Here is a 13,333-nt window from a genome sequence, read left to right as displayed (position 1 = left end):
GTACTTACCCGCCTTTTTTTGTTGTACGGTACATCTGAAACTCTCCCGAAAAAACAGGCTCATTTTCTACTGTTGATAGGACATCGACGACCGTACTTTTATTTTTCAAGGTTTCCTTGCGCACAGTAGCACGAGACACTACACGATCCCCGGCTCTAACCGGCTTTTGGAAGTGCAGTGTAGAACGAACCGTCAATGCCAAATCATCATCTAAGACTGCAACAGCCAATGAATTCGCCTGAGCAAACAAATGATGACCTCTGGCAATACCATTTCGTTTAAAGACATGCACATCTTTTACATCAAAGATTGAAATTGCTTTATCATCCAATTCCACATCAATAATTTCTCCAAATATTTCTTCAGCTTGCATAGACTTCACTGTACCTAACATTTGTTGTGACGCTACGGTTTTTAACCGCTCTCTCAATTCTGGAATATGACACTCTAGCCGATCCAATCGAACGGTTTGAATGCTCACGGAAAAATGTCTAGCAATGTCTTCATCTGTCAGAAATGGATCTCCTTCAAGCAGCGTTACGAGTAATTGTTGCCTCTTCTGTTTCGGAACTCTCAATTACTACACCCCTCCAGATTAGCACTTGGTATTAATACTAAGTATATAAAGAGGCATATCAGATTGCAAGTGGTTATCTAATATACTATGTTTCACTTCTATCAGTCTATCCGCTTATCAGTGAGTGCACCTGACTGTTCAAGACGTCCACGTAACGTAGCATACTCATCATTTTTCCAAAACGTATCCGAATTCAATAAGCGTTCCGCATCCTCACGGGCTATAGAGAGTGCTTTAAAATCATGGACCAAGTCTGCCATTTTAAATTCCGGCATTCCACTTTGCTTCCTGCCGAAAATATCTCCTGACCCTCGCAATTCCAAATCTTTTTCCGCTAAAACAAATCCGTCATTTGTTTCTGTCATCGATTGCATCCGCATCTTTCCTTCTTCTGTTGAAGGATTAGCGAGCAATACACAATATGACTGATCTGATCCTCGTCCAACGCGCCCCCTTAATTGGTGTAACTGAGCTAGGCCAAATCTTGTTGCATCATAAATCAGCATAAAAGTTGCGTTCGGCACATTGACGCCTACTTCTACAACTGTCGTGGAAACAAGGATGTTTAACTGTCCTTCGCTGAATTCCCGCATGACCTGATCCTTCTCAGCTGAAGGCAATCGACCATGCATCAAACCTACCGTATAGCGACCACCGAAATAATTACTCAATTCGGCGTGCACCTCTACTGCGTTCTGAACATCCAATTTATCGGATTCCTCGATTAATGGACAAATGACATACGCCTGCCTTCCCCCACGCAACTCTTTTTCCATCTTCTGTAACACAGGTATTAAAGAGTCTTCCTTCAACCAATGTGTTTCAATTTCTTTCCGCCCTGCTGGTAATTCGTCTAAGATCGAAACATCCATTTCACCAAATACCGTTATCGCTAATGTTCTTGGAATAGGAGTCGCAGTCATGAATAGCACATCAGGGTTTAAGCCTTTATCACGCAAGACACGACGTTGTTGCACTCCAAAACGGTGTTGTTCATCCGTCACGACAAAGCCCAGTTTATGAAACTGCACTTCAGGTTGGATGAGCGCGTGCGTTCCGATTAGCAAGTCAATATCCCCCGCTTCTAAGCGTTCCAGCAACTCTCTTCTTGCTTTCGCTTTTGTAGATCCAGCAAGAAAAGCGACCGTCACACCGAATGGTTCGAACCAGTTGGCTAATAATTCGGCGTGTTGTTCAGCCAATATTTCTGTCGGTGCCATCAATGCTCCTTGAAATCCTGCTGTAACTACTGCATACAGAGCGATGGCTGCGACAGCTGTCTTACCTGACCCCACATCTCCTTGCAGTAATCGATTCATGCGGAGTGGTGATTTCAGCTCTGCACATAATTCATTCACTACACGTTTTTGCGCATTCGTTAATTCAAATGGCAACGTACTGATGAACTTCTTTAGCAAATCCAAATCGTATTGGATAATAAGTCCTTTTTCTTGTTCTTTACGTAGTTTTTTCATTCCTTGTATTTTCAACTGAAACAGTAATAATTCTTCATAAACGAAACGTCTACGAGCATGCTTCACGTCTTCAGCTTTAGTTGGGAAATGGACCATTTCTAAGGCTTGCGCTATAGAAGGTAGCTTGTATGCTTGCATCATCTCGACCGGTAGTGTCTCTTCTATATCTTGAGCTGTTAAGTCTATTACAGTTCGCATATAGCGACGAAACGTTTTTTGATGCATAATCCCCTTCAAACTATAAACCGGCTCAAAGTCAGTTTGCTCACCTGTATGTAGACGATTCACCGTAATCGTTTGACGGCCCCGATCCCATGCACCGGTAACGTTTATTTGCATTCCCGTGATCAGACGATCTTTTAAGTAATGCTGATTGAAAAATACAGCCTTCACCAAATGATGGCCGACCAATAAACGGACTTGCATTCTTGAACGGTTTTTCCCGGAATAAAACACTGCCGGTTCGGACTCTACCCGACCTTCTACTGTGACACGCTCACCATGCGGCGTTTCAGTCAAATCTTTCATACGAAAATCCTCGTGACGATATGGGAAAGTATACAACAAATCTTCAATCGTCAAAATTCCCAGTTTTTCAAATTGTTCAGTGGTTGCTTTGCCGATTCCTTTTACTGTACCTACACTATTTTTCAAGATGTTCTCCACGTGAATATTACCTCCTTTCTATAACCTGGTTAGAAAACGAATGTTCTTCTTTTCAGTTTACCATGAAAAGACAGGAAAATAAAAACGTTGTCCCTACTTACAGGACAACGTAATGTATTTTATTCAACAGAGATAATATAAGGATAGAGCGGTTGTTTACCAGCATACAATTCTATATCCACATGCTCGAATTGTTCCTCGATATAACCACTAATCTTTTCTGCTTCTTCAGCGGTTACATCTTCACCATAAATAATTGTGACGATCTCATCTTCTTCATCAATCATAGAAGAAATGAGGTTCTTCGTCACGCCTTCCAATGAAGATTCGGAGCTAGTGATTTTCCCTTGTGCGATTCCCATGAAGTCGTCTTTACGGATCGTTACACCATCAATCGATGTATCACGAACAGCATAAGTGACTTGACCGGTTTTAATAACAGATGCCGCTTGTAACATTGCTTTGGCATTCTTTTCTACCGTTGCTTCAGGGTTGAATGCCAAAATAGCCGCTAAGCCTTCCGGTACGGATTTCGTTGCTACGACTGCAGCTTCAATCTCCAACACTTCAGCCGCTTGTTCAGCAGCCATGATGATGTTTTTATTATTCGGCAAGATCAAAACTTTTTCTGCACCGATCTCTTGAATTGCTTTAACTATATCCTCCGTAGAAGGATTCATCGTTTGTCCGCCCTCGATCACGGCAGATGCTCCGATACTTTTTAGAAGTTCTGCAATTCCTTCGCCCATCGAGACCGTTACGATCGCGTATTTATGCTGGACTGGTTTCGAAATTGACGCTTCATCTCGATCCATAATATCACTATGTTGTTCACGCATATTATCGATCTTCATCTTCGTCAATGAACCATACTTCTGCCCGTAAGATAAAGCATCTCCAGGTTCTTCCGTGTGAATATGTACTTTTACTACTTCATCATCCGAAATGACAAGCAGTGAGTCACCTAGTTCGCTTAGATCTTGACGGAATATAGCCTCATCAAATGGTTTACCGAGCAACTTAGCCGAATCCAATTTGACCATGAATTCCGTACAGTAGCCGAACTCGATGTCTTCTGAGTTCATGAATCCTTGTATACTGCGGTGGTGCTCTGTCATAACTAAGTCATCCATTGAGTGCATGACTACCTTCTCAGGTAAGTCTTCACCTTTTAGGCATGCCAAAAATCCTTCATATACGTAAACGAGACCTTGTCCACCACTGTCTACTACTCCCACTTCTTTTAACACAGGCAATAGATCAGGTGTCCGTTTCAGCGAAGCTTTAGCCTCTTCCACAATAATTTCTAGTAGTGCTGTTAAATCCGATGAATCTTCTATATGCTCAACTGCCGCGTTTGCTGCATCTTTGGCGACTGTCAAAATGGTTCCTTCTACAGGTTTCATAACAGCTTTATAGGCTGTATCCACACCATATTTAAGTGCTTCCGCAAATTGCTTTACGTTTACTTCCGCCTCATTCTCAATTTGCTTGCTGAACCCTCTGAATAACTGAGATAAAATTACACCAGAATTTCCACGAGCACCCATAAGCAACCCTTTTGAAAATGCCTGTGCCGTCAAACCGATATGTTCCTGAGCATTTCTTTCTGTTTCTTTCGCACCGGATGTCATGGATAAATTCATATTCGTTCCCGTATCGCCATCTGGCACCGGGAATACATTTAAAGAATCCACATAATCCGCATTTTGATGAAGATGATGCGAACCCATTTCTACCATCTTCGCAAATTGCAATCCATTGATTGAACTCATTGACTAAAAGGCCTCCTTTTACACGTTCGTTACACGAACACCCTGAACAAAAATATTTATAGAACTCACTGATAGCCCCAATGTCGTTTTCACTATATATTGCACTTTTGATTGTACTTGATAGGCGACTTCAGTAATTTTCGTGCCATAGCTCATGATGACGTAAATATCGATATGGAATGCATCGCCTTCGTTACGTACAATTACGCCACGGGAAAAGTTTTCTTTGCGAAGAATTTCTGTAAGACCATCGCGAATTTGGTGTTGGGAAGCCATACCCACAATTCCATAACATTCGACCGCAGCCTCTCCAACCACTTGCGCAATTACATCATTTGTAATATCTATCGTACCATGCTCATTTTTCAGTTCGATTGACATTCCTCTTCTCCTCCCCATCTCTAGACACATCATACGTACATTATACGGTAATTCATCAGGAATGAAAGTATTGAAACCCTTAAAATATAGTGTAAAGGAAAAAACCTTGAGAGTATCAAAATAAAATGTTGCATCGACTCGATGCTTATGATAAAGTACTATGGTATGCGAATTGTAACGTGAATCGCTAAATAATTCACGAGGAGGAACTAAAATGGCTAAACAATGTGTTATTACTGGACGTAAAGCTCGTTCTGGAAACACTCGTTCTCACGCTTTGAACTCTAGCAAGCGCACTTGGGGCGCTAACCTTCAAAAAGTTAGAATCCTAATCGACGGCAAACCTAAACGCGTTTGGGTATCTGCAAGAGCTTTAAAATCAGGCAAAGTACAACGAGTATAATGATTAAAAGCTGAAAGCACCGGTTAACCTCGACAAATGGTCGAGGAATCACCAGTGCTTTTTTGCTTATGTAAAATCAAAAAAAAACACAAAGCACCTTCTTAGGCGCTTTGTGATTTTTCTTTTTTGCGTTTTTTTGTCTTGGCGGCTTTTGGATTGGCAGCAACGGTTGATTTAGTACGGCCATCCTTTTGAAAAGCTACTGCGCACTTTCTCACAATGTTACTGACAAACTTCGGAAGCGTGAATGTGTATACTCGCAAATCCCCCAACTCCTTTCAGGAATCTGAACTCCTTACCATTAAGCATATGCCCTCACGGAAAGAGATAGTACAAACATCCGCCACTGTTTCATTACTTGTAAAACGAGTTACACCAATTTCTAATCGCTCATTTACCGTTTCGTATTTAAATCCTGTCAACGTCAACCCTGTTACGACGGGGCCAAACGAGAAAAAAGAAGTATACGGATAGCGTGAATCTTTCTTAACTCGTCTCACACCAGGTAGCATGACACGGATATCATTCGTCGTATTGTGTATCTTGAATTTCACTTTACGATTTTCTGCTTGCATGCGATACAATAAATGCAAAGCAGACTGTAAGTGATCCAAGCGACCACCCGTCACACCAGTCAAGACAATGTAATCGGGTTCATATGCTAGCGCTCGCTGCACAGCCAGTTCTGTGTCTGTCTCATCTTTATCTTCATTCGCACGATGGACAATTTCTACGTTCGTGTTGATCTGCTTAAACTGCTCTTCCGTCACAGAATCAAAATCGCCAACTGCTTCGTTGGGCTGAATTCCCTTTTCCAATAAATACAACGCACCACGGTCTACACCGATATACACGGTATCTTCTTGATTATATTCAGCTAAGTCAACCACTTCTTCTATAGGGCCTGCTGCACACACGATAGCATATTTCATTTCGCCATCACACTTTCACCAGCTAATTTAATAGCTTGAAGTGCTTTGGCACGGTCTTCTTTACCATAAATCGCGGAGCCTGCAACAAAAATCGTCGCACCTGCTTCCACACAAGGTTTGATCGTTTCTTCGTTAATACCGCCATCTATTTCGATTTCAATAGATAAATTTCGTTGTTTAATAATATCAGAGAGTTGCTTCACTTTCGGTAGGACCGAATGAATAAACGACTGTCCACCAAAACCTGGATTGACTGTCATGAACAACACCATATCGATATCTTCAAGGACATGCATGATTTGCTCAATCGGTGTATGAGGATTCAATACAACTCCTGGTTTAGCACCCGTCGATTTGATCAATTGCAATGTTCTATGCAAATGCCGGCATGCTTCTACGTGTACAGTAATATAATCCGCACCCGCTGTCGCAAAGTCCTCGATATAAGCGTCTGGATTCTCAATCATCAAATGGACATCAAGCGGTAACTTCGTCAAAGGACGCAACGCTTCGACGACAATGGGGCCCATTGTAATATTTGGTACGAAATGTCCGTCCATTACATCGATGTGAATTAATTCAGCTCCTGCTTTCTCTACTTCTTTCACTTCTTCACCAAGTCTTGCAAAGTCTGCTGCTAAAATAGATGGGGCAATTTTAATCATAATCAATACCTCGGCTTTCTATCCGTAATTTCTTGCAAGAATAGCAAATAGTTCTTATAGCGACCTTCCGAAATCTTTCCTTCTTCCACTTGTGCTTTAACTGCACAACCCGGTTCCTTTAGATGAAGACATCCTCTAAATTTACAATCCGTACCCGCTTCTGAAATCTCCACAAAATAATCTCGCAGTTCTTCTTTTTCGATATGTTCGAAATCCAAAGAACTAAACCCAGGTGTATCAGCTACCAAACCATCCGCCACTTCTAATAACTCTACATGACGTGTAGTATGTTTACCCCGTCCAAGAGCATCCGAGATGACACCGGTTTTTAGTTGAAGTTCAGGTAATATCGTATTCAATAACGTGGATTTCCCCACACCGGACTGACCTGCAAGTACGGTAGTCTTACCGCTAAAATATGGGCGAAGTGTTTCAAGTAATGAATGCTTATTCTCTACATTACGTAGTACGGTATAACCGATACGTCGATAATATGCAAGATTCACTTCATTTTCTTCTAGTGTTTTGGGGTTGGCAATATCTTCTTTAGAAATATACAAAATCGGTTCTAACTGATGTGATTCAATGACTGTTAAGAATCGGTCTAGTAAACGAAGACTCATATTTGGTTCCACGACTGAAAAGACCAGTAACACTTGATCTACATTGGCAATGGGCGGTCTGACTAACTCACTCTTCCTATGATGAACGTCTGTGATCGTCGCATCATTAGCTCCGTCAGGCACATACGTAACAAAGTCTCCTACCAAGGGATTAATTTTCTTTAATCGAAAAACCCCACGGCTTTTACATTGAATTAAATTCCCATTATGCTCTACGTAATAAAACCCACTGATTGCTTTACGAATTTGGCCTTCAGCCATCGAACTCCTCCTCTATTCTAAATCTGTATAGTTGAACTTATCTTCCTCAATTACCGTTTGATCACGCATAATTTTATATCCTCCGCGCTCACCTTCTAGAAGTTCGATCGTAAGCTTACGTGTCGTATCTTCAGTAATCTCAAATTCCTCAATAGGATCATTCATCGTGTGCGTACGATCCTGTATATAAATCTGTACTTTCTGAGGAATGAGCTTCGGTTCAGGTTTCGGATCTCCTTCAGAATCTATTTCATCTTCTTCATCATTTTCAACATTTTCATCTTTCAGCTCTTCTGGATAGTTATATGGAATCGTCACTGTCTTCACTAACAATTTAATCGGCTTGGACGCTGGCCCTTTCGACACTACAACATCCACACGTTGTCCTTTCTCCATTTTTTCTCCTTTAGAAGGCTTCTGAGAAATAACATATCCTTTATCCACTTTATCCGAATGTTCCTCACTGACGATGTGGATCTTCAGGCCAGATTTCTTCGCATAGTCTTCTAGTTGTTTAGCGGACATACCCGATAAATCATCTAGTGATTGCAACTCTCTGCCTTTACTTACTGTGAAGATCAACTCCGTTTCTTCAGGAATGACAGACTGATCGGCTTCAGGTTGTTGGCTAAGAATGGTTCCTTTTGGCTCGTCAGAAAAGACTTCGACTGATTCAATAGGTAAAAATCCATAACCATCTAAAAAGCGTTTAGTCGCTTCAAAGTTACGCCCCGTATAATCACTAAGCACCATAGGATCTTTTCCAGAGCTGATAAATAATTTCACGCCGTCGCCCTCTTTACGCTTCTTTCCCGCTTGAGGTACTGTTTTAATCACTTGTCCTACGGTGTATTCATCAGATGTCTCTTCAAAACGCTCATCTATGACAAAGCCCTCTTTTTCAAGTATCTCTGTAGCGACAAGTTCTTCTTCACCCACTACTTTAGGTACGATAATCTCTTTGGGTTTCATCATCATAACCAATAAGAATGTCAGTAACACTAGTAACAGAATGCTCCCAACCAATACATATGGCCATTTCTTCTTTTTAATTTTCACTGGTGCTACTGGGTCAGGTTTTACGGGAGCTATTTTCATAGTTTCTTCTGCCATTGCTGATTTCGGAACACTTTTAATAGCAGGAATAGCCATAGTCTTATCATCATCAAACGGCAAGACAAATTTACTTTCATTCAATCGTTCGGGTGATAAAACGGTTAATAAGTCATCATACATATCATCTGCAGTCGCATAGCGATAGCTTGAATCTTTAGCTGTTGCCTTAAGAATGACATTTTCTACACTTTGAGGTATTTCAGGATACTGATCACGGACGGATGGTGTTTCTTCTTGTAAGTGCTTCAACGCGATCGCGACCGCTGTCTCCGCTGAAAATGGCAATTCTCCTGTCAGTAATTCATAAAATACGATGCCAAGTGAATATACATCTGATCGCTTCGTAGCCATACCGCCCCTAGCTTGTTCAGGAGACAGGTAGTGGACAGTTCCGATAACAGAGTTCGTCTTCGTATGTACCGTAGAATTCAAAGCCATTGCAATTCCAAAGTCTGTTATTTTCACATCGTCCTCACCGTTCATCAACACATTTTGAGGTTTAATGTCACGATGAACAATACCGTTATGATGAGCGTGTGATATGGCAGATACAAGCTGCTTCATAATGGACACAGCATGTTCTGCTAACAATGCGCCATGAGTGTGGATGTAATCTTTTAATGTTTTGCCGGCTATGTATTCCATCACCAAGTAATGGAGCTCATCTTCTTGACCGACATCATAAATATTGACAATATGAGGATGTGTCAAGCTCGTAGCGGAAAGTGCTTCCCGCTGAAATCGTTTTTTTAATTCTTCTTCATTGGAAAAATCATAATGCAATACTTTGATCGCTACATCGCGGTCGAGAATAATATCGTGCGCCAAATAAACCCTGGACATACCTCCGTCACCAATCACCCGAATAATTTCGTATCGTTTTCCGATTCGTTTTCCAATCATACGGGAGTCACCTCGATTTCAGGAATAGCCAGTAGTATTACTGTAATATTATCTTCTCCACCACGTTGGTTCGCCAAGTCGATAAACTCATCTGCTTTGTCGGCTAATGAACTTTGATTCAACATAATATCGAGCATTTTTTCTTTTTCGATTTTATTGCTCAAACCATCTGTACAAAGTAATACATACGAGTGTGGCAGTAATGGAAATGAATAGCGATCAGGTACGATGGATTTCTCTGAACCTACCGCTTTCATAATCCAATTACGCTGTGGATGCACTTCGGCTTCCTGTTCCGTAATTTCCCCGCTATCAATCAGCACATTCACAAAAGAATGGTCTTTTGTTATTTGACGAATCGCTTTGCCTGTCACTTGATAAATCCGGCTGTCTCCCACATGAAAAACTACACAGTGATCATCCAAAATGAGTGCAAGGTCTAGCGTAGTTCCCATGCCTTTATACGTGTCATCTTCTTGGGCGGTTATATACAAAAACTGATTAATATCGACGATTGCATCATACAGCAAGTCAATCCAATCCTGCTCCGTTACTACTTCTTTATCAGCCGACATGAATTGCTCACCTAGCATACGCACCGCTGTGGCACTGGCAAAATCTCCGCCCTTATGACCACCCATTCCGTCTGCAATGACTGCGAGCATCGTCTTCATTTCTGAATGAACGAATACGGCGGCTTCATCTTCATTGACAGTTCGTTTTCGTCCTGTATCTGACCGTATTTCATATTCCATAGGCTACCCTCCATTCCAATTGGTCAGGTTACTTGATTCTTTGTAACGTCGCTACGAAGAAACCGTCACTTTGATGGTCGTGCGGTAATATCTGCAAATAGCGGTGCTCATTGTCTCCTTCAAGTATATGGAGTGGAACGAGTGCGAAGTCTGGCTGCTCTTTCAAGAACCATTCCACAATCTCTTCGTTCTCCGATTTATCAATCGTGCATGTACTGTATACTAAAAGACCATCTTTCTTTACTAACTGACAGGCAACTTCGAGTAATTCTTTTTGAATGATTGTCAGATTTTCAATATCTTGTAGAGTTTTTTTATATTTAATTTCAGGCTTTCTGCGAATAACACCTAGCCCACTACATGGCGCATCTACTAGCACTCGGTCGAACGATTGAGGTTCGTATGTTTTCAATAACTCTCTGCTATCCCCGCTATTTGTATGAATAGAAGTCAGCCCGAGCCGTTCTGCGTTTTGGTCAATTAAACGTAATTTATGTGGATGCAGATCATGCGCCTGAATTTCTCCTTCATTTTTCATACGTTCTGCAATATGTGTAGTCTTACCACCTGGAGCAGCGCACATATCCAATACACGCATACCTGGTTCCACTTGTAACGCGATGGCCGGAAGCATAGAGCTCTCATCTTGGATTGTCAATAAACCTTGTTTAAAGACTTCTGTAGAAGCGAGGTTACCCGATTCAACTTGTATACTGCTGTCAGAAAGAGTGCCAGCAATTGCCGTAATCCCTTCTTTTTTCAGCAAGCCGATTACCTCACCTATATTGGTTTTCGTTCTATTGATTCGCGCAGTTGTGATCGGCGGCTGATTGTTGACTACTGCCGCAGCGGTAGCTTCCTCCATGCCGTATTGCTCAATCCATCTTCGGATTAACCATTCAGGGTGACTTGTCTCTATAGACAAACGAGTGACAGGATCTTCAATTTCATCTAAAGATGGCACACCTTCACGTAGTATCGAACGCAAAATTCCATTGACCATCGACGAAACACCTTTATGTCCACGCTTATTGGCAATTTTTACTGCTTCATTGACAACCGCATGCTCAGGAATTTTCGATAGGTAAATGATTTGATAAACGGATAGACGAAGTAGCTGTCGTACCCATGGTTGTAGCTTTCCTCTAACAAATGGTTCTAAGTAATAATCCAGTGTCATTTGTTGTTGTAACGTACCGTAAGTTAGTTCCGTCAATAATGCACGGTCTTTTGGTTGAAGATCATAGATTTCAATTGTTTTATGAAGCAATAAATTACTATACGCTTGCTCTTCTTCTATTTGCATCAACATGGATAATGCCGCATCACGTACATTGCCACGCCAAATTTTCTTTTTATAATTTGTCATTCAAACTTGTCTCCCACTTGCCATTTTGATCCGATTCCATTTAAGAATACGGTAGCTGTCATTCGTTTTTTTCCTGCTGGTTGTAAATCGGTAATTGCCAATGAGCCTTCACCTGTCTGTACGATAATACGATCTTTTTCTAGACCGATGATTTCTCCTGGCATTGCATCAGATACTTGTTCTTCCACTTGTGTCCACCAAATCTTCACTTGATCACCAGCAAATTTTGTATAGGCTACAGGCCAAGGATGTAAGCCTCTTACTTGGTTATAAATTGAAAGAGCAGAACTCGTCCAGTCAATTCTTTCCTGTTCTCTCGAGATGTTTCTAGCAAACGTCACTTGCGTCTCATCCTGTACTGTACGCTCATTCGTGCCTTCAATAATCGATGGTAACGTTTCTTTTAATAGTGTAGTTCCTGCTATAGATAGTTTTGTAAACATCGTTCCCGTATCGTCTGTTTCTTCAATTGGAGTAGTGACTTGTGAAATGATATCACCCGCATCCAGTTTCTCAGCCATGTACATGATTGTGACGCCGGTCTCTTTCTTGCCATCCATGACTGCCTGGTGAATCGGTGCACCACCACGATAGTTAGGTAATAAAGAAGCATGGACATTTATACAACCCAGTTTCGGTGCTTCTAGTAGTTCATTCGGAAGCAATTGACCGAATGCAGCTGTTACGATTAAATCCGGCTGTAGTTCGAGGATTTCCTGCAACTCTACAGAGCCTTTTAGTTTCTCAGGCTGAATGACGGGCAGACCTAAACGTAGCGCTTCTTCCTTGACAGGAGGAGGTGTCAATACGCGCTTTCGGCCCACCGGACGATCCGGTTGAGTCACAACAGCAAGAATTTCATATCCATCATTATATAGCATCGTCAAAACACCTACAGAAAATTCAGGCGTTCCCATGAAAATGATTTTTGTCATTCGTCATCCTCCTCGTCGTCTTCGAATTCAGACGGGTCCACGATACGTTGAATCTTCTTATCGAATAAAACTCCGTTCAAATGGTCAATCTCATGCAAAATTGCACGCGCTTCATAGCCTTCTGCTTCTAATTCATAAAGCTTACCATCACGTTCCTGCGCTTCAATCCTAACGAAGAAAGGACGTTCTACTTCTCCGAATAATCCAGGGAAACTTAAGCATCCTTCTACTTCTACTTCCGATCCTCCAGTTGCCGTAACGACAGGATTGATCATTTCGATAATATCTTGTTCTTCATCAAAGTCTACAATCGCTACACGAATGGATTTCCCGATTTGTGGTGCTGCTATGCCCACACCGTCATGTTCAATCATCGTTTCATGCATATTATCAAGTAAAACACCCAATTCATCATCAAATACTGTCACTTCTTCGCATGGCTTCGTGAGAATAGGCGACGGGTGCTGTACGATTTTTAATATAGTCAAAATAATTTC

General features: G+C 41.5%; 14 protein-coding genes. 1 reads left to right on the top strand and 13 read right to left on the bottom strand.

Annotation, left to right across the window (positions count from 1 at the left end; all coding sequences use genetic code 11):
- Positions 1-4: 4 nt before the first annotated feature.
- The 4 genes from fapR to CSV68_RS04290 form a co-directional block, all read right to left on the bottom strand.
- Positions 5-577, bottom strand: a complete 573-nt coding sequence (fapR, locus tag CSV68_RS04305) for a transcription factor FapR (protein WP_099661535.1) — start codon at positions 575-577, stop codon at positions 5-7.
- A gap of 101 nt (positions 578-678) precedes the next feature.
- Positions 679-2,718, bottom strand: a complete 2,040-nt coding sequence (gene recG / locus CSV68_RS04300; RefSeq protein ID WP_099633139.1) for an ATP-dependent DNA helicase RecG — start codon at positions 2,716-2,718, stop codon at positions 679-681.
- A gap of 119 nt (positions 2,719-2,837) precedes the next feature.
- Positions 2,838-4,493, bottom strand: coding sequence for a DAK2 domain-containing protein (locus CSV68_RS04295; protein WP_099633138.1), 1,656 nt, complete (start codon positions 4,491-4,493; stop codon positions 2,838-2,840).
- Positions 4,494-4,511: 18 nt separating this feature from the next.
- Positions 4,512-4,874 carry an Asp23/Gls24 family envelope stress response protein gene (locus CSV68_RS04290; RefSeq protein WP_085428607.1) on the bottom strand — a complete coding sequence of 121 codons (363 nt, stop codon included), beginning with the start codon at positions 4,872-4,874 and terminating at the stop codon, positions 4,512-4,514.
- A 214-nt stretch (positions 4,875-5,088) separates the two neighbouring features.
- On the opposite strand from CSV68_RS04290, the gene rpmB reads away from it, so the two are divergent.
- Entirely contained in the window at positions 5,089-5,277 is a 189-nt protein-coding gene (rpmB, locus tag CSV68_RS04285) for a 50S ribosomal protein L28 (RefSeq protein ID WP_029052334.1), read from the top strand.
- 101 nt (positions 5,278-5,378) lie between these two features.
- On the opposite strand, the gene spoVM is transcribed toward rpmB, so the two are convergent.
- The 9 genes from spoVM to def are packed head-to-tail and all read right to left on the bottom strand — an operon-like array spanning position 5,379 to position 13,324.
- Positions 5,379-5,540: a stage V sporulation protein SpoVM gene (gene spoVM, locus CSV68_RS04280; protein ID WP_099633137.1), complete on the bottom strand. Its 162-nt coding sequence runs from the start codon at positions 5,538-5,540 to the stop codon at positions 5,379-5,381.
- 15 nt (positions 5,541-5,555) lie between these two features.
- Positions 5,556-6,209 carry a thiamine diphosphokinase gene (locus tag CSV68_RS04275; RefSeq protein ID WP_099661534.1) on the bottom strand — a complete coding sequence of 218 codons (654 nt, stop codon included), beginning with the start codon at positions 6,207-6,209 and terminating at the stop codon, positions 5,556-5,558.
- Entirely contained in the window at positions 6,206-6,874 is a 669-nt protein-coding gene (rpe, locus tag CSV68_RS04270; protein ID WP_099661533.1) for a ribulose-phosphate 3-epimerase, read from the bottom strand. The genes CSV68_RS04275 and rpe overlap by 4 nt, the downstream gene beginning before the upstream one ends.
- A gap of 2 nt (positions 6,875-6,876) precedes the next feature.
- A complete protein-coding gene (rsgA, locus tag CSV68_RS04265; protein ID WP_099633135.1) occupies positions 6,877-7,758 on the bottom strand; it encodes a ribosome small subunit-dependent GTPase A in 882 nt (293 codons plus the stop codon).
- A 12-nt stretch (positions 7,759-7,770) separates the two neighbouring features.
- Complete coding sequence (gene pknB / locus CSV68_RS04260; RefSeq protein WP_099661532.1) at positions 7,771-9,777, bottom strand: Stk1 family PASTA domain-containing Ser/Thr kinase; 2,007 nt, start codon at positions 9,775-9,777, stop codon at positions 7,771-7,773.
- On the bottom strand, positions 9,774-10,532 hold the full coding sequence (locus CSV68_RS04255) for a Stp1/IreP family PP2C-type Ser/Thr phosphatase (RefSeq protein ID WP_099661531.1): 759 nt from the start codon (positions 10,530-10,532) through the stop codon (positions 9,774-9,776). Before CSV68_RS04255 ends, pknB begins: the two co-directional genes overlap by 4 nt.
- 28 nt (positions 10,533-10,560) lie before the next feature.
- On the bottom strand, positions 10,561-11,901 hold the full coding sequence (gene rsmB / locus CSV68_RS04250; RefSeq protein ID WP_099633132.1) for a 16S rRNA (cytosine(967)-C(5))-methyltransferase RsmB: 1,341 nt from the start codon (positions 11,899-11,901) through the stop codon (positions 10,561-10,563).
- Complete coding sequence (gene fmt / locus CSV68_RS04245) at positions 11,898-12,836, bottom strand: methionyl-tRNA formyltransferase (RefSeq protein WP_099633131.1); 939 nt, start codon at positions 12,834-12,836, stop codon at positions 11,898-11,900. Before fmt ends, rsmB begins: the two co-directional genes overlap by 4 nt.
- Positions 12,833-13,324, bottom strand: coding sequence for a peptide deformylase (def, locus tag CSV68_RS04240; RefSeq protein WP_099633130.1), 492 nt, complete (start codon positions 13,322-13,324; stop codon positions 12,833-12,835). The genes fmt and def overlap by 4 nt, the downstream gene beginning before the upstream one ends.
- Positions 13,325-13,333 lie beyond the last annotated feature (9 nt).

It is taken from the genome of Sporosarcina sp. P29 (genome assembly GCF_002743265.1).
Classification (GTDB): domain Bacteria; phylum Bacillota; class Bacilli; order Bacillales_A; family Planococcaceae; genus Sporosarcina.
This window is presented reverse-complemented; position numbering and strand designations above follow the sequence as displayed.

Excerpts from the sequence above, each read along its gene's own strand:
- rpe (WP_099661533.1), bottom strand. The coding sequence starts at position 6,874 with ATGATTAAAATTGCCCCATCTATTTTAGCAGCAGACTTTGCAAGACTT.
- rsmB (WP_099633132.1), bottom strand. The coding sequence starts at position 11,901 with ATGACAAATTATAAAAAGAAAATTTGGCGTGGCAATGTACGTGATGCG.
- CSV68_RS04290 (WP_085428607.1), bottom strand. The coding sequence starts at position 4,874 with ATGTCAATCGAACTGAAAAATGAGCATGGTACGATAGATATTACAAAT.
- CSV68_RS04255 (WP_099661531.1), bottom strand. The coding sequence starts at position 10,532 with ATGGAATATGAAATACGGTCAGATACAGGACGAAAACGAACTGTCAAT.
- CSV68_RS04275 (WP_099661534.1), bottom strand. The coding sequence starts at position 6,209 with ATGAAATATGCTATCGTGTGTGCAGCAGGCCCTATAGAAGAAGTGGTT.
- rsgA (WP_099633135.1), bottom strand. The coding sequence starts at position 7,758 with ATGGCTGAAGGCCAAATTCGTAAAGCAATCAGTGGGTTTTATTACGTA.
- rpmB (WP_029052334.1), top strand. The coding sequence starts at position 5,089 with ATGGCTAAACAATGTGTTATTACTGGACGTAAAGCTCGTTCTGGAAAC.
- pknB (WP_099661532.1), bottom strand. The coding sequence starts at position 9,777 with ATGATTGGAAAACGAATCGGAAAACGATACGAAATTATTCGGGTGATT.
- CSV68_RS04295 (WP_099633138.1), bottom strand. The coding sequence starts at position 4,493 with ATGAGTTCAATCAATGGATTGCAATTTGCGAAGATGGTAGAAATGGGT.
- fmt (WP_099633131.1), bottom strand. The coding sequence starts at position 12,836 with ATGACAAAAATCATTTTCATGGGAACGCCTGAATTTTCTGTAGGTGTT.